Genomic DNA, 24,187 nt, shown 5'->3' with positions numbered 1-24,187 from the left:
TCCACTCTTGCGTTGTAGTTTTTATAATCCTGATGGCCAAGGCTCCAGGACCGGATTCGATCACCGGTTTTCCCACGCCGCCAACTGTACCGGAACAGTTTAGAGCGCCGCTCGTTGGCTTGGATAGTCAGGCATTTGGGGACAAACCGATGCGTGTCGCGTAATCGAAAGAAAGTTACACAATCCAACCCATCGAGTGCCTGAAATCATTTCAGAACCATCGGGTTAGCTGCATTTCGTTGCAACCCGTCACCTTCATCTGGGCTTGCCGGTGGGAAAGTCGGCGGTATCATTGCACCGATTTTCTTTCTGGTGAAACCCATGACGCAAGAACCTAGCACCCTCTATGCCAAACTGCTTGGCGAAACCGCCTCAATCACCTGGACTGAATTGCAACCATTCTTTGCCAAGGGCACTTTGTTGTGGGTCGAGCGGCCTCTGGATCTGATCGAAGTCGCAGAAGCCGTGGCCGAAAATGATGCAGCCAGGGTGTCTGCGTGGCTGACTGACGGGCGGGTTGGCAAGGTGTCTGAAACCAAGGCGCTTGAGCTGGTAGAGACCGATCCGTTGCTCTGGGCGGTAGTAGTGGCCCCTTGGATTTTGATCCAGGACAGGGCGACGGATTGACCGTTGCACCAATAAAGTGCGCATGCCTCTTGCTGAGTGGGTGGGAAGGTAACTGCAGGTATACCTGCGTAGCATAAAGCCACATCATCTGACGCAGGTGCGGTGATCTCGATCAGGGTGCTCAGGCCACCTGTTGCGAACATTCAGTGACGAATCTGTCCGCGGTTTGAAAAGTCATCTGAATCGGAAAGGTCGGTAACTGCGCCCAGGCCTTTCGGATGCTCGCCATCCTGTTGCGGCATGGGCAGCGTCGGCCATCGGCTGGCGGGTTCGCGCTCATTCATCTGTTTGACGAAAGGGATGATTCGTTCCAGTGGCTGCGGCCTGCTGAACAGATAGCCCTGCACGTAATCGCTGCCGAACTGGCTGAGAAAATCCAATTGCGCCTGGGATTCAACGCCTTCTGTGACGACTTTGAGGCGCAGTGTATGCGCCATGACGATAATGGCCTGCACAATCTCCATGTCCTGAGGAGACTCGGGGATATCGACAATGAAGGACCGGTCGATCTTCAGCGTGTCCAGCGGCAGACGCTTGAGGTAAGCCAGTGATGAATAGCCCGTGCCAAAATCGTCAATCGACAACGATACCCCCAGGCTGCGAATCTGCTTGAGCAACAGGATGGTGTTGCTGATGTTGCCCATCAGGGCGTTTTCGGTGACCTCCAGTTCGAGCCGTCCCGGTGCTGCATTCGCGTCGGCCAGCGCCTTCCGGACTTCGTCTACCAGTTCGTCACGACTCAGGTTGAGCGCCGAGCAGTTGACGGTAATGATCACCGGGTCCAGCCCCTCGCTACGCAATGTGCCGAGGTCATGGCAGGCACGGCGAAGCACCCAGTTGTCGAGTTCGGCAATCAGGCCGTTGGCCTCGGCAATGCTGATGAAGCGATCAGGCGTCAGCAGACCGTGTTGCGGGTGATTCCAGCGCACCAGGGCTTCCAGCTTGGCGACGTGGCCGGTTTGCAGGTCGATGATCGGTTGGTAGTAGACCTGCAGACCCGCCTCTTCGCGCAAGGCGTTGCGCAGCTCTTCCTCAAGGTGCAGCTCCAGGCTGGCTTTGGTCTTGAGTGCCGGACTGAAGAAATTGACCCTGTTGCGCCCGTTGCCCTTGGATTGATAGAGCGCCAGGTCGGCATGCTTGAGCAATTCGTCACAGGATGACCCGTCACGCGGGAACACGGCGATGCCGATGCTGGTGGTCATCACCATGCGCCGTCCCGCCAGGCCGATAGGGTCTTTCATCCGGTGCATGACCCGATGAGCCAGATGCCGAGCCTCTTCGTAGTCCGGAACGCTCAACAGGATGCAGAACTCGTCACCACCGAAACGCGCGACCACGTCTTGAACCCGGGTTGCGCTGCGGATGCGCTCCGCAATCACCTTGAGCAGTTCGTCCCCGGCGTCGTGGCCCAGGCTGTCGTTGATGCGCTTGAAGTGGTCGATGTCCAGAAACATCACCGCCAGCAGGCCGCTGGTATGGGCATGCTCCAGCAGTTTTTCGGCAAATATCTGGTTGAAACCGCGTCGGTTGATCAGGTTGGTCAAAGGATCGTAGTGCGCCACCTGCTGCAGCGAGACGCGCGCCTGATCCAGTTGGCTGAGCAGCGCATTGACCCGCTTCAGGTCGTGGTCCTTGCCTTGCAGCTTCTTGTCGGCCATCGCCGCGCTGATGCTCCCTGCGATGATCAACAGCGTGATGACCGCGATGGTAAGCCCCAGTTGCTGGCTGTTTTCAGTGCTTGGAATGTGCAGCGGCGCCCCTTCAGGCATGACCAGCCGCAACGCCCGCATGCCCATCAGGTGCATGGTCAGCAGGCCCGCGCCCAGCAGAAGGCTGACCCCGTAACGGAACATCTGGTGGAACATGCCGCTGTGCTGGCGCAGGTGACGGGACAAGGTCAGCAACGCCACGCTGGACAGAATGGCTACCAGAATGGACAGCGCGAACATCTTCGGTTCGTAGTGCTGGGTAGCGGCGGACCGCATGGCTGACATGCCCAGGTAATGCATGATGGCAATGCCGATGCCCATGACCACCGCGCTGAGCAGGCAGCGTTGGGTGGTGAGCGTAGGGACCGTCAGGGCTTTGATCGCGACCAGGGCAGTGACCAGCACTACCAGCAGTGACATCAGGGTGACGGTCAGGTCATAGGCAATGGTCAGCGGCGCCTGAAATGCAAGCATGCTGATGAAGTGCATGGCCCACACACCGCCCGCAAGGCACAGCGCACCGAGCGCCTTCCAGAGGCGACGGCTTCTTACGGCCTCGACCTGGATAACGCGGTCGGCGATGTCGAGCGTCGCAAAACAGGCAGCACAGGCCACGCCATAGGCCAGTGCCACGAGGAACATATTATGACTGCAATCAATCAGTACTTGTCCGTCAGCCGGCAGGCCGGCGAACATGTTCAAACCCAGCCACTCCATAGCGTGCCCTATTGTTCACTACCAGGGCGCCAAGGCTGAAGGCCTGGCGATTCCGGGTGAGTATAGAGCCTGTTTGCAACCTGCCAGCCAAATGAGCTGTCATTTTGATATGTCTTCAATAACGAATAGTTATAAAAGGCCATCACTTGTTCGCTGTTTTTACCAACGTTTACAGGCAGATAGCATTTCGGCGTCCTGCTTACGTAAGTAACGAGAAAGGGACAAACGGGCTCGTGAACGAGCCCTGTCCTGAAAGCTCGGCCTTTGTGTCGGCCTGGCGATGGGTTATTAGGCCTCAACCTGCGACCAGTACCCGAATCGCCTCCAAACGCAGTGCAGCTTTTTCAAGCATGGCCAGGCCCTGTTCACGTTGGGCGCGCAAGGCAACCAGTTCGCTGTCGCGCACGGTCGGGTTGACCGCTTGCAAGGCTGTCAGACGGGCCAGTTCCTCTTCAGTATCGGCTGCCAGACGGCGCTGCGCTTCGGCCACACGCTCAGCGTGTTTCGGTGTGATTTTCTCTTCGCCCGCGTTGATTCTCGGGGTCAGCAGGTCGCGTTGTGCCTGAATGAACTTGTTCGCGCTGGCGCGAGGCACGCTTTCGAGCTGGTCGTTCAGGGTGTTGAACGACACGCGGCTCGACAGATCATTGCCGTTTGGATCAAGCAGGCAGCGAAGGGCAGCAGGAGGCAGGTAACGGCCCAACTGCAATGAGCGCGGCGCGACCACTTCGCTGACGTAGATGAGCTCCAGCAGTACGGTGCCCGGCTTGAGCGCCTTGTTCTTGATCAGTGCGACGGCCGTGTTGCCCATCGAACCGGACAGCACGAGGTCCATGCCACCCTGAACCATCGGGTGCTCCCAGGTGATGAACTGCATGTCCTCGCGGGACAGCGCCTGGTTGCGATCGTAGGTGATGGTCACGCCTTCGTCGTCGCCCAGCGGGAAGCTGGCGTCGAGCATTTTTTCGCTCGGCTTGAGGATCAGGGCGTTTTCCGAATGGTCCTCGCTGTCGATGCCGAACGCGTCGAACAGGGTTTCCATGTAGATAGGCAGGCTGAACTGATCGTCCTGGTCGAGAATCGCTTCGACCAGCGCTTCGCCCTCACCGGCGCCGCCCGAGTTGAGTTCCAGCAGGCGGTCGCGGCCGGTGTGCAGCTCGCTCTCGAGACGCTCGCGCTCGGCACGTGCTTCATTGATCAGCTTTTGCCATTCGTCATCGTCACCGCTTTCCAGCAGAGGCAGCAGGCGCGAGCCGAACTGGTGCTGCAAGGCGTTGCCGGTCGGGCATGTGTTGAGGAAAGCGTTGAGCGCTTCGTGATACCACTGGAACAGGCGCGCTTGTGGGCTGGTTTCGAGGAACGGCACGTGCAGTTCAATGGTGTGCTTCTGGCCGATCCGGTCCAGACGACCGATGCGCTGCTCCAGCAAATCCGGGTGGGACGGCAGGTCGAACAGAACCAGGTGATGGGAGAACTGGAAGTTGCGGCCTTCACTGCCTATTTCCGAGCAGATCAGTACCTGAGCGCCGAATTCTTCGTCTGCGAAGTAGGCAGCGGCACGGTCGCGTTCGAGGATGTTCATGCCTTCGTGGAACACCGTGGCCGGAATACCGGAGCGCACACGCAGCGCGTCTTCCAGATCCATCGCGGTTTCGGCGTGGGCGCAGATGACCAGTACCTTGACGCGCTTGAGCATCTTCAGGGTATCGATCAGCCAGTCGACGCGCGGGTCAAAACGCCACCAGCGTTCTTCTTCGCTGACCTCCGAATGCGCCTGGAAGCTTACCTCAGGGTAAAGGTCGGCGTGTTCGCCCACCGGCAACTCCAGGTATTCGACCGGGCAGGGCAGTGGGTATTCGTGCAGCTTGCGCTCCGGAAAGCCCTGCACGGCGGCACGCGTGTTGCGGAACAGCACGCGGCCGGTGCCGTGACGATCAAGCAGCTCGCGAATCAGGCGCGACTTGGCTTCGTCGTCGCCGGCATTGACTGCGGCCAGCAAGGCATCGCCTTCAGCACCGAGGAAGCCATGAATGGTGGTCTGGGCTTGCGGAGACAATTTGCCCTTGTCGAGCAGTTCCTGGACGGCCTGGGCCACCGGGCGATAGTTTTCGCTCTCGGCACGGAAGGCTTTCAGGTCGTGGAAACGGTTGGGGTCGAGCAGGCGCAGGCGTGCGAAGTGGCTGTCCTGACCCAGTTGTTCAGGGGTTGCGGTCAGCAGCAGCACGCCGGCAATGACTTCGGCCAGTTGCTCGACCAGCGAATATTCGCGACTGGCCTTGTCTTCGTGCCAGACCAGGTGATGCGCTTCGTCGACCACCATCAGGTCCCAGCCAGCCGCGAACAGCGCGTCCTGAGCCTTTTCGTCCTCGACAAGCCACTCCAGCGCAACCAGCGCCAGTTGGGTGTCTTCGAACGGATTGCCGGCATCGCTTTCCATAAAGCGCTCGGCGTCGAACAATGCAACTTGCAGGTTGAAGCGGCGGCGCATCTCCACCAGCCATTGATGCTGAAGGTTTTCCGGAACCAGAATCAGCACACGGTTGGCGCGCCCCGACAGCAATTGGCGATGAATGACCAGACCGGCTTCGATGGTCTTGCCAAGGCCCACTTCGTCGGCCAGCAATACGCGTGGCGCAATGCGGTCGGCGACTTCCCGGGCGATGTGCAACTGGTGCGCGATAGGTTGCGCACGCACGCCACCCAGGCCCCAAAGCGAGGACTGCAACTGGCGGCTGGTGTGCTCGAGTGTGTTGTAACGCAGCGAAAACCAGGACAGCTGGTCGATCTGGCCCGCGAACAGACGGTCGGTCGCCAGGCGGAACTGGATGAAGTTCGACAACTGGGTTTCTGGCAGCGTGACCACTTCGTTTTGCGCGTTCAGGCCGTGATAGACCAACAGGCCATCGACGTCGTCGACTTCGCGAACGGTCATTTTCCAGTTTTCGAAGTGCGTGATCACATCGCCCGGTGAGAAACGCACACGGGTCAACGGTGCATTACGCAGTGCGTACTGGCGAGTCTCGCCAGTGGCCGGATAGAGCACGGTCAACAAGCGGCCGTCCTGTGCCAGAACGGTGCCCAAACCCAGCTCGGCTTCGCTGTCGCTAATCCAGCGTTGCCCCGGTTGATACTGCTGCGCCATGCTGCCTGTCTCCCGCTTGAAAAAGCTGACTATGTTAACGGAACGCGCCCCGAAGACCAAAGGTGGCGTGAAAAAACCTCGGGTTGTCGGCCGGCCGCTACCTGATTTTAAGTTCCATGACACTTATTTCACTTATGGCAGTCCAAAAAGGCCATAAATTAATGCAACCTGTTTCATGTCGGTTCAAGTTGCCCTGCGCACGGCCGAAACCCCGATAAGAGGATATAAACCATGCTGCAACCTATGCTTCCGTTAAGTGTGGTGCCCGTGACATCACAGCTGGACCCGGCCAAGCGCATGCCGGACATCCCGCCTGTCGCGCCGGTACAGGAGAGTTCCAACGAGACCTCCATCGACCTGCACAATGAAGATACTGAACGCAGTGCATTGCTGTTGCGTGAAGAGCAGCAGCGTCAGCAACAGCAGCACGGTCGCAGTCATGAAGAACCTGAGGCTTATGAAGGGCTTGTGGTTCCTGGCGATTCGCTGAATGCCGACAACACCGTGCCTGTCGTACCGCTCATCGATGACGAGCCACGCCAGGGCATATGGGTCGATATTCAGGTCTGATCGCGATAATCGCCGGATCTGCGCTGGTCATGCCCGATGCGATTAAGCATTATTGGTGCTGATTCCCGTGTTCGAGAGCGGCAAACCATGAACGACGATGAAAAACTGATCGACCTGGGTGCCGAGCGCGCCAAGCGCGTTCACGATCTCAACGACAAGCGCCTCAACGAAGTGCGCAACGCCTTCGAGCAGGCGATGCCGTTGAGCAGCAAGAAACCCAAGAAAAAGCCCAAAAAGCGCTGACCCCGTCTGTGTCCTTTTTTATCTGATCCGTGCTCTGGTCTCGCCTGACAGGCGAACAACTGATCTGGGTCAACTCGCCTCTGCACATTCCGGTTCATTATCAGTCCATCGAAAACAACGTCGGCGACCACGCAGGCGTCGGCAATCAATGGGCACGCAAGGCACTTGGGGCGACTTCGGTCGCCCTTTTTTTCGTCTGTGTGCCGGAAGCCTCGTTGATTTCCGGATACCGTCAGCTCAGAACTTTGGCGCCTGCATTGGCCTGGTCATAGGCTCTCGCTTCTTGCGCCGTCTTGATGTCGCGGTTGTAGCTCGGCGTCCATTCGGTCGTAGATGATTTCTGAGTGAAGCTGACATTGCTGCCGATGTCCTTAAAGTGCGCATCGCCATAGTCATCCAGCACGCCGCGATTACTTGCCTTGTGAGAAACATCGACGCCGTTGCTGAAATAGTTGGCCTGCGACAGGATGGTCGCGTTCCCGGTTGCAGTGAAACCGAGGTGGAATTTGTCGATCGAGTTGTTGAATACGTCAAATTCCCCCTGACGAAACAGACCGGGTCCGCGAACATCAAGGTTGCTGAAAACGTTGTCGGCGATGGTCATTCGCGGGTAACCCTTGTACTCGGCCTTGGCAGCTGCCGAGTCGTCTGGCTGGCCGAAAATCGCGCCATACTCGTTGTTCTGGAATTTCGAATTGGTCAGGGTGACGTTATCTGCCTTGCCGCCAACGTACAGAAGTTTGTCCAACCCTTTGGGGTTCTGATCCTTGGTGCCGGTGTAGGTGTTGTGGTCGATCCAGTATTTCTGGCCACTGCTGATGAACATCTGCATGTCGCCGTTTTCACGGTAACGGCTGTCATGGGTGAAGTTCAGGTTCTGAAAAATGTCATTGCCCGCGTTCTTGTCACTGGCCAGATAGATGTTATGCAGGCCGTTGCCCTTGTCGGTGCCCAGCAGGGTTTTATTGGCACCGAAGTTGATGGTTACTTTGCTGTCGGCGGTCAGGTTGGCGCCGAGGCGAATAGTGCGAGCGGTGTCGTCTTCCATATTCTTCTTGAGGTCCGCCACGGTATTGACGGTGACGACCTCGCCATTGTTGCCGCCGGTGGTGTTTGCTTCCTTGGCGAAACCGAGCATGCCCGACATATCCGCTCCAGGGCCATGAGCGGCAGAGGTTGCGGGCCTTGCCACCTTTTCTGCCGCGTCAGGTCTGTCGACGGCAGACATTGACGTTTTCAGCTGTGCGGGTGCCGTGGCTGACGTCTCCGACGCGTCAGGCGTGTCCTGCGTTTTATCAGCAGCCTTGAGTTGCCTATTCGACGTATCAGAAGGCGCCCCTGCGGTTTTTTCAGGCAGCGTCGCAGTTTTGTCCGCTGTTGGGTCGTTCTGCACCACGAAAGGCTTTTCTGTTTTGCCCTGGGCAGCTGAGGGGGATGCGGGGGCCGTTGTCGAAGGCGACGATGATGGTTGGGAAGCGTTTGGTGCCTGTTCGCCTCGTGACTGCGCAGGCGAATGCGTCGAGCCGTCTTGTGGATGTGCCGACGATTTTGGAAACAGGTCTTTGAGAATGTTGCGAATGGCTTCGACGAGCTTGTTCAGTAACAGGCCAGTGGCGCTTTCTGGCGTGTTTGAAGAGGCCGGTCTAGCGCGAGAGCTGGCTGTATCAAGTGGTGACTGCAACGCCGTTGCACGTTGCGGCGGGCTGAAATCGACTTGATTGCCAGTATGGCCGGGCTTCAGATCGGCTGGCGGGTGAGCGCCGGTCTCTGGAGTGATGCTTTGGTTCGACAGTCCGGAGACGGGATAATAGTTTCTGTTGATCATATTCATGACTGGTTTCCCGCCTGTGGGAATAAAAAATTCGTGATCCCGGCTAACAAAGTAGTACTCGTTGCCTGAGTGGAAGACACAGGAAAAGAGTTCCGGCTGGATCATGAGTTTTGGTATTCAGGCGAAAAGCTAGCCTTGGGCGCGTGTCATCCGGACACGCGCACGCGTTCAGTATCAGCCGAACGTGATCTCTGGCAGCACGGTCAGGTCGACAGTCTGCTGTTTGCGAGGGGCGAGGATTTCAGCTTCGCCGTCTACTACCAACTCGTCGTTCTGATTGAAAACACGGGTGGCGATACGAACGCGGAATTTAGGCAGTTTTTCCAGAATTTCCAGGCGCACAGTCAGGGTGTCGCCCAGCTTCACTGGTTTCTGGAAGGTCATCTGCTGACCGATATAAATAGTGCCGGGGCCAGGCAGCTCGCACGCAACCGCTGCGCTGATCAGCGCACCACTGAACATGCCGTGGGCGATACGCTCCTTGAACATGGTCTTGGATGCGTATTCGGCGTCCAGATGAACCGGGTTGTGGTCACCGGACATGGCGGCGAACAACTGGATGTCACGCTCTTCCACCTTCTTGCTGTAGCTGGCGGTCTGACCGACTTCAAGGGCTTCGTATGGCGTGTTGGTGACTTGAGTCATGTGGCTGTCCTGACAATGAAAAAGAATTGAAACTGGCCGGTTGATTCGACCTGCGTAGCCGCGCCCTTGGGTCGCGTCTTTGATAGACCGTGTTTTGTAACACTTGATGACTCACTACTGCCAATACACCGGCAAGATCAGTCAGACGTTTGCCGACACTCATCGGATCACATCCGCCGTGAATAATAAGCCACGGGCTGATAAACAGGGCGCTCGAAGCGTTGAAGTGTTACGGGGCGATGGTGACTGCCGGGCGTCCGCCCGCCAGTGTATAGCGAGCGGCTGATTGCAGCCTGAACAGCGACGAGATTCATGCTGCTGATACCACGCGGATGGCGATTTGCCTGATGCGTTTTAACTGCTAACGTCGGGCCAGGCCTATGCAGGGAAGAGGATAAAAATAATGAATGCTGATTTCTGGACCGACAAACGGCCCGCTGGCGTCGATGCCGATGTGGATCTTCGAGCCTATCAATCGGTCATCGATGTTTTTGAGCGCAGCTGCCGCAAGTTTGCGGATCGCCCCGCGTTCAGCAACATGGGCGTAACCCTGACGTACGCTGAGCTGGATCGGCATTCCGCAGCATTTGCCGGGTATCTTCAACAGCATACGCAGTTGCTGCCTGGCGACCGCATTGCGGTGCAGATGCCCAACCTTCTGCAATACCCGATCGCAGTCTTCGGGGCCATGCGTGCCGGCCTGATAGTGGTCAACACCAACCCCCTGTACACCGCGCGCGAGATGCGCCATCAGTTCCAGGATTCGGGCGCCAGGGCGCTGGTGTACCTCAACCTGTTCGGCAAGCTGGTGCAGGAAGTGCTTCCTGACACGGCTATCGAATACCTGATCGAAGTCAAAATGGGTGACATGCAGTCGGCGGCCAAAGGGTGGTTGGTCAACACCATCGTCGACAAGGTCAAGAAGCTCGTGCCCGACTATCAGTTGTCCCAGGCGGTCGGCTTCAAACGCGCCTTGCGCCTCGGACGCAATAGCGCGATCAATGTCGTCCCGCAGGGGCTGGACGATGTTGCCGTGCTGCAATACACCGGTGGCACTACGGGGCTGGCCAAGGGCGCGATGCTCACCCACGGCAATCTGGTCGCCAACATGCAGCAGGTGTATGCCTGCATGCGCCAGCAACTTCCCGAGGGCGGTCCGGCGTTTGAAGAGGGCTGCGAAGTGATGATCGCGCCGTTGCCGCTTTATCACATCTACGCATTTACAGCGCACTGCATGTGCATGACGCTCAGCGGCAACCACAACATCCTGATCACCAACCCTCGTGATATCAGCGCCTTCATCAAAGAACTGGGGAAGTGGAAATTCACCGCGATGGTGGGCCTCAATACCCTGTTCGTGGCGCTCATGAACCACCCGGCATTCAGCAAGCTGGATTTCTCGACGCTGAAAAGCACCAATTCCGGTGGCACGGCACTGGTCAAAACGACTGCCGAGCGCTGGGCACAGATTACCGGCTGCACGATTGTCGAGGGTTACGGCCTGACCGAGACGTCTCCGGTCGCCAGCGCTAACCCGTATGGCTCACTCGCGCGCCTGGGCACGGTCGGTATTCCGGTGCCGGGCACCGCCATGAAGATCATTGACGATGAGGGCGCCGAGCTGCCATTCGGCGAACGCGGCGAGTTGTGCATCAAGGGGCCGCAGGTGATGAAAGGCTACTGGAACCGACCGGACGCCACTGCCGAATGCCTGGACGCCGATGGCTGGTTCAAGACCGGTGACATTGCAGTTATCGCAGCCGACGGGTTTGTCAGCATCGTCGATCGCAAGAAGGACATGATCATCGTGTCAGGTTTCAACGTCTATCCCAACGAAATCGAAGACGTGGTCATGACTCACCCGAAAGTCGCCAGTTGTGCGTGCATCGGTGTGCCGGACGAGCGCTCCGGAGAGGCGGTGAAGCTGTTTGTAGTGCCGCTGGACGGGGGAGTGAGTGTCGAAGAACTCAAGACCTTCTGCAAAGAGAACTTCACGGCGTACAAGGTCCCCAGGCAAATCGTCCTGCGTGACTCTTTGCCCATGACGCCGGTAGGCAAGATACTGCGAAGGGCGCTCAGAGATCTCGCTTGATCGTAGGAATCGTCCTTATTCTGAAGGTGTTTATACCCTCCGACGCGACGTCAGAGTGTCGACAGGCACGGGGCAGCGCCTCGCAAATGGCATGAGCAAGGCGCTAAACCCTCTGCTCCGGGGGTTTCCACTCAATCAGTCATCGCAGGCTTAACGCCTCTAAAATGACTGGATTTTATTTTCTGGTCTTTTTAGTGACTGTCAGGCCCTTTATTGCATCTAGGCGGCCTTTTACAAAGCTGCTACTCTCGGCGCGCTTTTTGATCAGTCATAAAGCGCAAAAGCGTCTACTGGATTAGCCCAGACACAAGAAAATCATCGCTCGAAGCGGTGTGTAGAATTCGCGATCGCTACGGAGCTGGCTGAATGATTGAAAACTTCTGGAAGGATAAGTACCCGTCCGGCATTCCTGCCGATATCAACCCCGACGAGTACCCCAACGTCCAGGCGGTTCTGAAACAGTCCTGCCAGCGTTTCGCTGACAAACCGGCATTCAGCAATCTGGGCAAGACGATCACGTACGGCGAGCTGTACGAGCTGTCCGGTGCGTTTGCCGCCTGGATCCAGCAGCACACCGATCTGCAGCCGGGCGACCGTATCGCCGTGCAGTTGCCCAACGTGCTGCAATACCCGATCGCCGTCTTCGGTGCCATTCGCGCCGGCCTGATCGTGGTCAATACCAACCCGCTGTACACCGCGCGGGAAATGGAACACCAGTTCAATGATTCCGGGGCCAAGGCGCTGGTGTGCCTGGCAAACATGGCGCATCTGGCCGAAAAGGTCGTGCCCAAGACCCATATACAGCAGGTCATCGTCACTGAAGTGGCCGATATGTTGTCGCCGCTCAAAAGGCTGGTGATCAACAGCGTTATCAAGTACGTGAAGAAAATGGTCCCGGCCTATCACCTGCCGCACGCCATCAGGTTCAACGAAGTGCTTGGCAAGGGCCGAGGTCAGCCGGTTACCGAAGTAGCGCCAGGCAGCAGCGATGTTGCCGTGCTGCAATACACCGGCGGCACCACCGGTATAGCAAAGGGCGCCATGCTGACCCACCGCAACCTCATCGCCAACATGCTGCAATGTCGGGCATTGATGGCTTCCAACCTGGATGAGGGCTGTGAAATCCTCATCACGCCGCTGCCGCTGTATCACATCTACGCGTTCACCTTTCACTGCATGGCGATGATGCTGCTGGGCAATCACAACATCCTGATCAGCAACCCGCGCGATCTGCCGGCGATGGTCAAGGAGTTGTCGAAATGGAAGTTCAGCGGTTTTGTCGGCCTCAACACCTTGTTTGTGGCGTTGTGCAATAACGAGAACTTTCGCAACCTCGACTTCTCGGCGCTGAAAGTCACTCTGTCGGGTGGCATGGCCTTGCAGCAGGCTGCCGCCGAGCGCTGGAAGCAGGTTACCGACTGTCCCATCTGTGAAGGCTATGGCATGACCGAGACCAGCCCGGTGGCGACGGTCAATCCTTCTCAATACATCCAGATGGGCACTATCGGCATTCCTGTGCCGTCGACGCTGTGCAAGGTCATCGATGATGCCGGCAACGAGCTGGCGTTTGGCGAGACGGGCGAACTGTGCATCAAAGGCCCGCAGGTCATGAAAGGCTACTGGCAGCGTCAGGATGCTACCGATGAAATGATCGGCAGCGATGGCTGGCTCAAGACCGGCGACATCGCGATCATTCAGCCTGATGGCTATATCCGGATTGTCGACCGCAAGAAGGACATGATCCTGATCTCCGGCTTCAACGTGTACCCCAACGAACTGGAAGACGTACTCGCCACACTTCCCGGCGTGCTGCAGTGCGCGGCCATTGGCGTGCCGGACGAGAAGTCGGGTGAAAGCATCAAGGTCTTTGTCGTCGCCAAACCGGGCGTCACGCTGACCAAGGACAAGGTCATGGAGCACATGCGCGCCAACCTGACCGGCTATAAAGTGCCACGCAGTGTCGAATTCCGCGACATCCTGCCCACCACCAATGTCGGCAAGATCCTGCGTCGCGAGTTGCGTGATGAAGAACTGAAAAAGCTGGGTGTGAAGAAGTAAGGTCGTGGGTCTGAAACCGCCTTCGCCGTCACGCGCTTTATTCATCACGTCATCCAACTGATTATCGTGCCCATGCTCCAGCGTGGGCATGCATTTCCGGACGCTCCGCGTCCGATCTTGAGTGTGCCTCGACGCGGAGCGTCACCCAAGGCGTTACCACGCTGAGCGTGGGAGCGATCGTCAATGCACAAGCCCCGCCGATTCTTGTGCCGATGCTCCGCGTCTCGTCACGACCCACCGCAATCTGCGACAATCCGCATCTGCCATTTGAAAAAAGACCCTGCGCGCCTGATGACCGACGAATCGCCCTCTATCGACCAACTCCTGAAAAACCTCGACCAAGCGATGATCAGCGAACGCCATCGCCTGCGTCGTCAGTTGCACGAGCTGCGCAAGAAGCCTGACGAGGCGAAGCTCGCGCAATGGGTTGCCCGGGTTCAGGCGTCGTGCGCGCAGGCCACGGCGCGGCGGGAGAGCGTGCCGGCGATTCGTTATGACGACAACCTGCCGATTGCCGCCAAGCGTGACGAAATCAAAGAGGCGTTGCTCAAGCATCAGGTGCTGATCATTGCGGGTGAAACCGGCTCGGGCAAGACCACTCAGTTGCCGAAGATCTGCCTGGAAATCGGTCGTGGTCAGCATGGCCTGATCGGGCATACACAGCCGCGCCGGATTGCAGCGCGCAGCGTGGCCAGCCGGGTTGCCGAAGAAATCGGCACGCCACTGGGGGCGCTGGTCGGTTACCAGGTGCGTTTCGAGGATCAGAGCGACAGCAACACACTGATCAAACTGATGACCGACGGCATTCTGCTGGCCGAAACCCAGCATGACCGCTTCCTCGAGCGCTACGACACGATCATCGTCGACGAGGCCCACGAGCGCAGCCTGAACATCGACTTTCTGCTCGGTTACCTGAAAACCCTGTTGCCACGTCGCCCGGACCTCAAGGTCATCATTACCTCAGCAACCATCGACCTGCAGCGTTTTTCCGAGCACTTCAACGATGCGCCCGTGATCGAAGTGTCCGGTCGCACGTTCCCGGTGGATGTCTGGTACCGCCCGCTGACCAGCGAGCAGGACGAGGAGGGCAACAGCGTCGAAGAAGACCTCACCGTCGATCAGGCCATCCTGGCCACGCTGGATGAGCTTGCTGCCTTCGAACGCAGCGAGCGCAAGAGCCCTGGCGACGTGCTGGTGTTTTTGCCCGGCGAGCGGGAGATTCGCGATGCGGCCGAGATGCTGCGCAAGGCTCAGCTCAGGCATACCGAGATTCTGCCGCTGTACGCACGCCTGTCGCCCGCCGAACAGCAGCGTATCTTCCAGTCGCATCCCGGCCGTCGTGTGGTGCTGGCCACCAACGTCGCAGAAACCTCTTTGACGGTGCCGGGCATTCGTTACGTGATCGATACCGGCACCGCGCGGATCAGCCGTTACAGCTATCGCGCCAAGGTCCAGCGACTGCCGATCGAGGCCGTTTCCCAGGCCAGTGCCAACCAGCGCAAGGGCCGTTGTGGGCGGGTCGAACCCGGTCTGTGCGTGCGTCTTTACAGCGAAGAGGATTTCAACGGCCGCCCCGAATTCACCGACCCCGAGATCCTGCGCACCAATCTGGCGGCAGTCATTTTGCAGATGTTGCACCTGCGCCTTGGCGAGATTACCGACTTCCCGTTCATCGAGCCGCCGGATGGCAAGGCGATCAGTGACGGTTTCAATCTGTTGCAGGAGCTGTCTGCGGTCAACCGCGAGAATCAGCTCACGCCCTTGGGTCGCCAGCTGGCACGTTTGCCGGTGGACCCGCGCATGGGCCGCATGCTGCTGGAAGCCGCCAGGCAGGGTAGCCTGCAAGAAGTGCTGATCGTTGCCAGCGCCATGTCCGTGCAGGACGTGCGCGAGCGCCCACCCGAGCGTCAGCAGGCGGCAGATCAGGCGCATGCTCAGTGGAAGGATGCCGACTCCGACTTCGCCGGGCTGGTGAATCTGTGGCGCGGTTTCGAAGAACAGCGCCAGACCCTGACGGCCAGTCCGTTGCGCAATTGGTGTCGGCGTAACTTTCTCAATTATCTGCGCCTGCGCGAATGGCGTGATTCGCATCGGCAACTGAGCCTGATCTGTCGTGACCTGCAACTGACGGTCAACAAGGAACCGGCCGATTACCCGAAATTCCACAAGGCCATTCTGTCTGGCCTGCTGAGCCAGGTCGGGCAAAAGGCCGACGAGGGCGACTACCTCGGCGCCCGCCAGCGACGCTTCTGGATTCACCCGTCCTCAGGGCTGGGCAAAAAGCGCCCGCAATGGCTGATGACCGCCGAGCTGGTCGAAACCACCAAGCTGTATGCGCGCATGGTCGCCAAGATCGATTCGGACTGGATCGAGCCGCTGGCCGGGCATCTGATCAAAAAGAACCATTTCGAGCCGCACTGGGAGAAGAAACGCGGGCAAGTCGTCGCGTTCGAGCAAATCACCCTGTTTGGTCTGATTGTGGTCGGTCGTCGTCCGGTGCATTACGGCCCCATCGACCCGGTGGTATCGCGTGAGTTGTTTATTCGCGAAGGTCTGGTGCGTGGCGATATTCTGTCCCGGGCCAAGTGCCTGAGTGCCAATACCCGCTTGCTGGAACAACTCGATGAACTGGAGGCCAAAGCCCGCCGTCGCGATATTCTGGCTGACGAAGACACCCTGTACGGCTTTTACGAGGCGCGTATTCCGGCCGAGATTCACCAGACGGCGACCTTCGACAGCTGGTACAAGACCGAGAGCCAGAAGAACCCGCAGTTGCTGATCATGCGCGAAGAAGACGTGCTGGCCCGCGAGGCCAGCGAAGTCACTGCGGCGCAGTACCCGGACACCCTGCGCCTGGGCGATCTGAGCCTGTCGTTGAGTTACCACTTCGAACCCAATCACCCGCGCGATGGGGTAACCCTGCGTGTCCCCGCACCGTTGCTGTTGTCGCTGCCTGCCGAGCGTCTGGAGTGGCTGGTGCCGGGGTTGCTGGAGACCAAGTGCATAGCGCTGGTGCGCAACCTGCCCAAGGCGGTGCGCAAGAATTTCGTACCGGTCCCGGACTTCATCAAGGCGGCCCTGCAGCGCATTACCTTTGGTGAGGGTTCCCTCCCTCATGCGCTAGGGCGTGAGCTGTTGCGCATGACCGGCGTGCGGGTCAGTGACGAAGCCTGGGCTGAAGCTGCGCAGCAGCTTGAAGGTCACTTGAAGATGAACCTGGAAATTGTCGATGGCAGCGGCAAGTTTCTCGGCGAGGGGCGCGATCTTGCAGAACTGACGGCACGCTTCGCCGAGGCGAGCCAGGCAGCGCTGGCCGTGCCACAAACCGCCGCAAGCCAGCAGCCTGTACAGGCCAAGGCGTTCGCGGCGGTGGCGCAGAAGACGCAGCAGAACATCGCCGGGCTTTCGATGACGGTGTATCCGGCGCTGGTCGAAGAGGGCGGCGCGGTCAAGGAAGGCAGGTTCTCAACTCAGGCCGAAGCCGAATACCAGCATCGACGCGCCTTGCAGCGTTTGCTGCTGCAACAGCTGGCCGAGCCTGCCAAGTTCCTGCGCAATAAATTGCCGGGGCAGACCGAGCTGGCGTTGCTGCACCGCGAGCTGGGGCGCATCGATGCGCTGATCGAGGACATCCTGCTGGCCAGTCTCGACAGCTGCGTACTGGAAGGCGAAGCCGAGTTGCCGCGTGATGGGGCCGGCTTGCTGTCACTGGCGGAGCGCAAGCGCGCCGACTGGACCGAACACGCCGAGCGGTTGGCAAAGCTGACCCTGGAAATCCTCAAGCTGTGGCACGGTCTGCAAAAACGCTTCAAGGGCAAGATCGACCTGTCTCAGGCAGTTGCGCTCAACGATATCAAGGCGCAACTGGGCAAGTTGGTGTACCCCGGATTCGTGCGGGAAACCCCGGCGGTCTGGCTCAAGGAGCTGCCGCGCTACCTGAAAGCCATCGAGATGCGTCTGGAGAAACTGCCCGGTCAGGTGCAGAAGGATCGTGTGTGGAGCATCGAACTGGCGGGGCTCTGGGCGCAGTATCAGGCGCGTGCCGACAAACATGCCCAGGAAGGCAAGCGTGATCCGGAGCTGGCGCTGTATCGCTGGTGGATGGAGGAATATCGCGTCTCGCTGTTCGCTCAACAACTGGGCACTAAAATGCCGGTGTCGGACAAACGGTTGAGCAAGCAGTGGAGTCAGGTGGAGGGCTGATTCCAAGCTCTGCAGGCGCTTATTGAAATGTGTCTATCGAGCCGATATTCATTGGCCGATAGCGCCAAAACCGGGCTCTATGGCACACTCCGCGCCTGTCTTCACAGTGTCATGAAATGCTGCTCGTTGTTGCAGGCAGCTTTTACATCTGCACTGGCACGTTGTCCCGATAAAGCGCGGGCTTCAGATGCCGTGCCTGAGCAGGTCATTACCTGCAACCCAATAAAAGAGGAACGACCGTGCACAACGTCGTCATCAGCGGCACAGGCCTGTTTACCCCGGCCAACAGCATTTCCAACGAAGAGCTGGTGCAGTCTTTCAATGCCTATGTTGCACAGTTCAACAGCGACAACGCTGCTGCCATCGAGCGTGGCGAAGTAGAAGCGCTCAGCGAGTCCAGCGCCGCATTCATCGAAAAGGCCTCGGGCATCAAAAGCCGCTTCGTGATGGACAAACAGGGCATTCTCGACCCGCAGCGCATGAAGCCCAACCTGCCGGAGCGCGGCAACGACGAAAGGTCGATCCTCTGCCAGATGGGCGTTGCAGCCGCCGAACAGGCCTTGCAGCGCGCGGGCAGGACTGCGGCAGACATCGATGGTGTGATCGTCGCGTGCTCGAACCTGCAACGGGCCTACCCGGCGATCTCCATCGAAATCCAGGAAGCGCTTGGCGTTGCGGGCTACGGTTTCGACATGAACGTCGCCTGTTCGTCGGCAACGTTTGGTATTCAGGCCGCCTGCAACAGCGTGCAGTTGGGTCAGGCCCGCGCCTTGCTGGTGATCAGCCCGGAGATCTGCACCGCACATTTGAATTTCCGTGATCGCGACAGCCATTTCATTTTCGGTGATGGCGCGACTGCGGTAGTGGTCGAGCGGGCAGACCTGGCCACTTCGCCTTATCAGTTCGACATCGTCAGCACGCGTCTGCTGACCAAGTTTTCCAATAACATCCGCAACAACTTCGGCTTCCTCAACCGCACCTCGGACGAAGGCCAGAATGCACCGGACAAACTGTTCGTGCAGGAAGGGCGCAAGGTGTTCCGTGAGGTCTGCCCGATGGTGGCCGAACTGGTCAGCGCGCATCTGCATGACAACGGCATCAACATCAGTGACGTCAGGCGCTTCTGGCTGCATCAGGCCAACCTGAGCATGAACCATCTGATCGTCAAAAAACTGCTTGGCCGCGACGCCACTGTCGAAGAAGCGCCGGTTATTCTCGACACCTACGGCAACACCAGTTCGGCAGGTTCGATCATCGCCTTTCACACCTATCAAGACGACCTGCCCAAAGGCGCGCTGGCAGTGCTCAGCTCATTCGGCGCAGGCTACTCGATCGGCAGCGTGATTCTGCGCAAACGCTGAGTGCATTGACGAGGTAGCGTTTGTGCGACAGGCGCTACTGTCATATCCCGTTATGTCACCTGCAGCCCTGCGGGTCTTTATCGTGTTGGCTTTTGAACAAGCCAACACGAGTATCGACCATGTTCACTGCCAACACACCACCCGAAACGCAAGCAGCTCCCCCGTCGGACGCTGCCCCCTTCGAAGCCGACCACCCCAATGCTGCCTTTATCCGCAGCAGGCTGCCGGCCTGGTATCTGAACGCCCCGCCAGCATTGCGTCAGGCACTTCAGGCCAGTCAGCAGAAAACCCGACATTCCCGTCAGGCGCTGGAGCCCATTCGCGATCGTCTGTTATCGGCACAGCAGTTTGCTGCCCCGGTGCTGTCGCAAGCCTTTCACAAGCGTTTCAAGCTAGCGCTGGACGTCGAAGCCTTTCAGTTGATGACTTGGCGCTACGACAGCGCCTGGGCACCAGCGCCCCTCGAACAGACCCTGTTGCAGGCAGCGTTGCAGAACTTCGCTCCCAGCAACCGCAGCCGCTTCGATCCTCATTCGGCAATTCTGCGTACAGGTGGCCTGCGTTACTGGCTGATCGATAGCGCCCAGCGCAGGTACAAGGTCGAGTATCAGGACCGCGTCGATATCAGCCTTGAACAGTTCGCTGATTTTTGCCATGAGCTGGATGTGGGAACTCAGTACCAAGCCCACCTGGACAGCGTATTCAAGCCTTCCCCAGCGGCAGCGACGGCGGTTGCCGCTGCCTTCATCGACAACGAGCGAGATGCCTTCGAGGTGCTCGCGCACATTGCCAGGATGAAGGGGGATATCACCGATACTGCCTATCAGTTGTTGCTGAGTGTCGTGCGGGCCGATGACCTGCCGCAATGGGACGGCAAGGCGCTGCGCTATTGTCAGTTGCACATGCTCGATACCTACGCTTTTTCGGGCTGTCTTTTGCATGGCGCGCTGCTTGTCCAGCAAGATATTCCCGATCCCGACAATGGGCCTTGCCTTGTCTACATGCCCTCGGAGCCTCTGCATCCGATCAAACAATATGTGTCACTCAGGGCCTTCAATACCAGCCTCGTGAAAGCGCTCGACAGCGAAAGTTACAAGCGCTATTTCAGCCGCTTTGTCAGTTTGAGTCGCAGTCCGGAATTTTTCGCCAGACTGCAATCCCGGCTCTATCCAGGCCAGGAGCCTGCGCTGGACGTCAACGCTGATCTGGTGCTGCAGCCACAGCCATTTTCGAAACCGCCGTTCGAATTGCTTCATGACCACTTGCTGGCCAAGACTTACGGCGATTCACGGGCAATCGCAGTGGCCTCGGCGCAGGTGGACCAGCAGGCTCGCGATGCACTGCTTGAAAGCCTCGAGCACAGCGGCATGAACATGCTCAATGTGGCCGGGCTGTTCGTGCCGGTATTGGGCGAAGTCATGTCTGTGGTCGCGCTCTATCAGCTTGCCAGTGAAGCCTTCGTTGCTTACCAAGACTGGAAGCACGGTGAAGTGGACGAGGCTATGCAGCATGTTTACGACATTGGCGAAAACGTCGCCCAGATGCTGGTGCTGGGAAGTGTCATAGGGGCGGTAAAAGGCTTTGAGCCGTCGATGTTCATCGAAAGCCTGGTGCAGAAAAGCGTTGATGGTTCTGTTCGTCTCGGAAAACCGACGGTTGAACCTTACGCTGAAACGGTCCGCTTGCCTGAGGGGCTGAGTCTCGATGCGCTGGGGCTTTACGAGCACGGTGGCAGGACGTGGTTGCCACTGGACGGCAAGCTGTATCGTGTCGAACCCGATGCATCACACGCCAGCTGGCGGATCAGGCACCCGGAGAATGATCGCTCCTACTCGCCCAGGCTGAAGCACAACGGTGCCGGCGCCTGGCGTCATGAGTGGGAGAACCCCATGGGCTGGGATGAGGTCACGGCGTTCAGGCGTCTGAACGCGACCTGCCATGCGCTCACCGAGACGGAAATCCGGAAGGTGCTGCGCATTACTGGCATCAATGAAGCGGTGTTGCGCCAGATACACGTCGAGCACTTTCAGCCTCCGGCATTGTTGATCGATGCCATTCAGCGTGTTGAAACAGAGCGGGAGCTGCTGGCCTGTATTAAAAGCCTCAAGACAGATGGACCGTCGCAAATCTCTGTTTCTTCTATCGGGCCATGGATGAAGCTGCTGGTCTCGTCGCCTGGCTGGAACAAGGCTCGAGGGCTGTTATTGATCGATGTGCAAGGCACCCTGCTGGAGGCGTGGAACGCAGGGGCGGACATGACGCTTTCGTCCCATGTGGTGGGGCCGACAACCAGCCTCAGCGAGGTTCTGGGCCAACTGCCGGATAGCCTGACGCCTGATGAGATCGCGTCTCTGACGGGCAGTGACAGCGCAGACAAGGTCGTCCGGGTCAGCGGCTTGAAGCGTCATCTGGCCGCTTGCGCCCACGCTCGTGTCGAGCAGTTGCTTGATGACATTCAGGCACTCAAAAGCCGAAGCGAGGACCCGCTGGTTCAACTGATACAGCGCGATTTCAGCGGCTTGCCGGACAGCGTCGTTGCCGAACTCATCGGCATGGCGAGCGACACAGACAAGGCGCGGATGACTTCGGAAAAGCGCATTCCTCTGGCGCTTGCCGAACACGCCCGCGAGTACCAGCAGCAACTGCGGATAAACAGGGTCAACGAAGGGTTTTACCGGGCCTCGACCCTTAACCCTGACACCCATGCAACTGCGCTTGGCGTGCTGCAATATGTACCCGGCTGGCGTGGAAACATGTCAATCGATCTGCTGGAAGACTCGCTGGAAGGTGCCGAAATCGCGAGGCTCGACAGCGATCAGGCTGTGCTACACCGGCTTTTGGTCAAAACGGAAGAAGGGTTTCAGCCTTTCAATTCGTCAGGTGACTCTCTGGCGGAAGTCGATCAGGAGTTTTTCACTTCTTTGTTAAAGGCGCTGCCTGAAGATGTGCGCGCCGACATCGAGCTGCCTGCCAACGCTGATGAGCACCCATTGCGCAGTCTGCTGGGGAATATCGCCCTTGGTCAGCGTGAACGTGTGGCTGAAATATTGCGAATGCAGCCGGTCAAACCGGGGATCAAATGGCCGCAGAGACTGCCCGACGGTCGTATCGGCTACCCCATGAGCGGACGTCTGCGAGGTTTCTTTCGCCGCTTGGGCATCGGTGCTGCCAGCCATTCGCCGGAGCTTGCGGTGAGAAGTCTGTACCCGGATTTTTCCGAGGTTGAGGTGTCTGCCTTTCTGGACCGCTTGAGGGCCGAACACACCGGATCAGCCAGACAATTGCCGAACTTCGTCCGGCAAAGGCTGCGAGGCCTCGCGGATGAGTTGCGCAACCTCCAGGCCACGCTGGACGCCTGGGTCGCGGAAACGCAGTTTTCTTTGCAGCGCAGGCCTAGAGAAGTCGCAGCGATGCGCATTCACGATTGCTGGAGAAGGTTGAGCGCTCACTGCAGAAACTATCAGGGTGACTTTTTAGGATACGCGCTGGATCTGGATAATCTGAGCGTGGGACTGCTGCCTGATATCGCCGCAAACTTTGCCCATGTGGTGGTGTTGAAGGCGCGCAATATGCAGCTTACCGACCCACAAGCAGATGCCTTGCTGAAAAACTTCAGCAACCTGAATTCGCTGAGCCTCGACTTCAATGAGTTGTATTCCCTGCCGGCTTCGATAGGGAGAATGCCGCAACTTGCCGAACTGTCACTCAGTCACAACCCGTTGATCTGGACGGAGGCCTGCAACGTCACGTTGCAGAACCTGAACCGTCTGGAGATCCTGGACCTGAACTTTTGCTTTCTTGGGTCGGCAGCGCCTCTCGCGGCGCTCGACTCTTTGCGTCTGCTGTTTTTGCGCGCGACGGGTATCGAAACGTTGCCCGCGTGGAACTGGCTCAGGTCTGACTTGATTCGTCTGGATGTTCGCGATAACCGTATCTCGGAAATAACCTCCGCAGAGCTTGAGGATGTCGTCCGCTCTCTCGGCTCTTCGCGCTTGCACCTGCATTTGAACGGGAACCCGCTGGACGCGCCGACCCTGGAACGCATCAGGCTGTTTCGCGAAGGCAGGTTGCGACCGCGATGGGGTGTCAGCCAGCACCATCTGCCCTTGGAAGTCGGGCCTGACAGCAGACCCTGGCTGGCCGGTTTGAGCCGCGAACAGGCAGATGTCCGCATCAGGCTTTGGCAGGATCTGCGAGCGTGCACCGGTTCTATGGATTTCTTCCAGACGCTTAGCGATCTGACCCATTCGGCTGATTTTTCAACTAACCGTGAAGAGCTCATCGAACGAGTCTGGGCGATGATAGACGCGGCCTCTGCAAACACTGAGCTGCGTCAGCAGTTATTTGATATTGCCGCTCACCCTCAGACCTGTGGAGATGGCCTTGCGCTGGTCTTTGGCGACATGGAAGTGCGGGTCCGAGTGTTTTCGATTCTGTCATCCACGCCGGAATCCGCGCAGCCACTGGAACTCTTCAAAATGAGCCAGCGCCTGGACCGTCTGGATCAGGTCGAAAAAATTGCGCTGCGCGACATTGCTCTTCGCCGGCAGAATGGCGAGGCGGTCGATGAGGCTGAAGTGCGGCTGGCCTACCGCATCGGCCTGCAAGCGCGGCTTGAGCTGCCCGGTCAGCCCAGAAGCATGCTGTTCGCTACTATCGCGCGGGTGAGCGACGCTGATTTGCAGGCTGCGTACAAGGAAGTCATCGAGCGCGAAAGCACCTCGGCGTTTTTCGAGTCGATGATTGCCAGGGAATTCTGGATGAGTTATCTGGAAGTTCGCTACGGCCCTTATTTCGAACCGGTAAAGATGCCGTTCCTGCAGCGCCTGGCGGCCTTGGATGAGCAGGCGCAGAGCGGGCAGTCCGATCAGGAATACCTCGATCATATCGCGCAAATATCCGGTGAGCGCGAGCAGGCGATCAACGAACTGGCGATCAGTCTTTCAAGGCAGATTTCGGCGTCGATGAACACAAGGCCTCAATAAGCGA

General features: G+C 58.5%; 12 protein-coding genes. 8 read left to right on the top strand and 4 right to left on the bottom strand.

Annotated elements, in window-relative coordinates:
• Positions 1-321: 321 nt before the first annotated feature.
• Positions 322-627 carry a DUF2288 domain-containing protein gene (locus tag I9H09_RS17915; protein ID WP_053479419.1) on the top strand — a complete coding sequence of 102 codons (306 nt, stop codon included), beginning with the start codon at positions 322-324 and terminating at the stop codon, positions 625-627.
• 143 nt (positions 628-770) lie between these two features.
• On the opposite strand, the gene I9H09_RS17910 is transcribed toward I9H09_RS17915, so the two are convergent.
• Positions 771-3,053, bottom strand: a complete 2,283-nt coding sequence (locus I9H09_RS17910; protein ID WP_024690232.1) for a putative bifunctional diguanylate cyclase/phosphodiesterase — start codon at positions 3,051-3,053, stop codon at positions 771-773.
• Positions 3,054-3,348: 295 nt separating this feature from the next.
• Positions 3,349-6,195 (bottom strand): RNA polymerase-associated protein RapA, encoded by a 2,847-nt coding sequence (gene rapA / locus I9H09_RS17905; protein ID WP_024669270.1) that lies wholly within the window; start codon positions 6,193-6,195, stop codon positions 3,349-3,351.
• 231 nt (positions 6,196-6,426) lie between these two features.
• Here rapA and I9H09_RS17900 point away from each other — a divergent pair, with 231 nt between their 5' ends.
• Positions 6,427-6,765: a hypothetical protein gene (locus tag I9H09_RS17900; protein ID WP_005889456.1), complete on the top strand. Its 339-nt coding sequence runs from the start codon at positions 6,427-6,429 to the stop codon at positions 6,763-6,765.
• An 87-nt stretch (positions 6,766-6,852) separates the two neighbouring features.
• Entirely contained in the window at positions 6,853-7,008 is a 156-nt protein-coding gene (locus I9H09_RS17895; RefSeq protein ID WP_032618393.1) for a hypothetical protein, read from the top strand.
• Positions 7,009-7,240: 232 nt separating this feature from the next.
• Here the strand turns inward: I9H09_RS17895 and I9H09_RS17890 are convergent, their stop codons facing one another.
• Positions 7,241-8,839, bottom strand: a complete 1,599-nt coding sequence (locus tag I9H09_RS17890) for a pectate lyase family protein (RefSeq protein WP_122346920.1) — start codon at positions 8,837-8,839, stop codon at positions 7,241-7,243.
• A 174-nt stretch (positions 8,840-9,013) separates the two neighbouring features.
• Positions 9,014-9,484 carry a MaoC family dehydratase gene (locus I9H09_RS17885; protein ID WP_005889461.1) on the bottom strand — a complete coding sequence of 157 codons (471 nt, stop codon included), beginning with the start codon at positions 9,482-9,484 and terminating at the stop codon, positions 9,014-9,016.
• Between the two features lie 403 nt (positions 9,485-9,887).
• Between I9H09_RS17885 and fadD2 the strand changes: the two genes are divergently transcribed.
• From fadD2 to I9H09_RS17860, 5 genes are all read left to right on the top strand, one after another.
• The gene (fadD2, locus tag I9H09_RS17880; protein WP_122347019.1) at positions 9,888-11,576 is read left to right on the top strand and encodes a long-chain-fatty-acid--CoA ligase FadD2; all 1,689 of its coding nucleotides are present in this window, start codon (positions 9,888-9,890) and stop codon (positions 11,574-11,576) included.
• A gap of 366 nt (positions 11,577-11,942) precedes the next feature.
• The gene (gene fadD1 / locus I9H09_RS17875) at positions 11,943-13,634 is read left to right on the top strand and encodes a long-chain-fatty-acid--CoA ligase FadD1 (RefSeq protein WP_024669274.1); all 1,692 of its coding nucleotides are present in this window, start codon (positions 11,943-11,945) and stop codon (positions 13,632-13,634) included.
• 291 nt (positions 13,635-13,925) lie between these two features.
• Positions 13,926-17,837: an ATP-dependent RNA helicase HrpA gene (gene hrpA, locus I9H09_RS17870; protein ID WP_024690229.1), complete on the top strand. Its 3,912-nt coding sequence runs from the start codon at positions 13,926-13,928 to the stop codon at positions 17,835-17,837.
• A gap of 239 nt (positions 17,838-18,076) precedes the next feature.
• A complete protein-coding gene (locus I9H09_RS17865) occupies positions 18,077-19,198 on the top strand; it encodes a beta-ketoacyl-ACP synthase III (RefSeq protein WP_005889469.1) in 1,122 nt (373 codons plus the stop codon).
• A 119-nt stretch (positions 19,199-19,317) separates the two neighbouring features.
• Positions 19,318-24,183: an NEL-type E3 ubiquitin ligase domain-containing protein gene (locus tag I9H09_RS17860; RefSeq protein WP_122347021.1), complete on the top strand. Its 4,866-nt coding sequence runs from the start codon at positions 19,318-19,320 to the stop codon at positions 24,181-24,183.
• The last annotated feature ends 4 nt before the right edge of the window (positions 24,184-24,187 follow it).

It is taken from the genome of Pseudomonas tremae, from assembly GCF_023278125.1.
Taxonomy (GTDB): Bacteria; Pseudomonadota; Gammaproteobacteria; order Pseudomonadales; family Pseudomonadaceae; genus Aquipseudomonas; species Aquipseudomonas tremae.
Note: the sequence above shows the minus strand (reverse complement) of the source record. Positions and strands in the feature narration are given on the sequence as shown.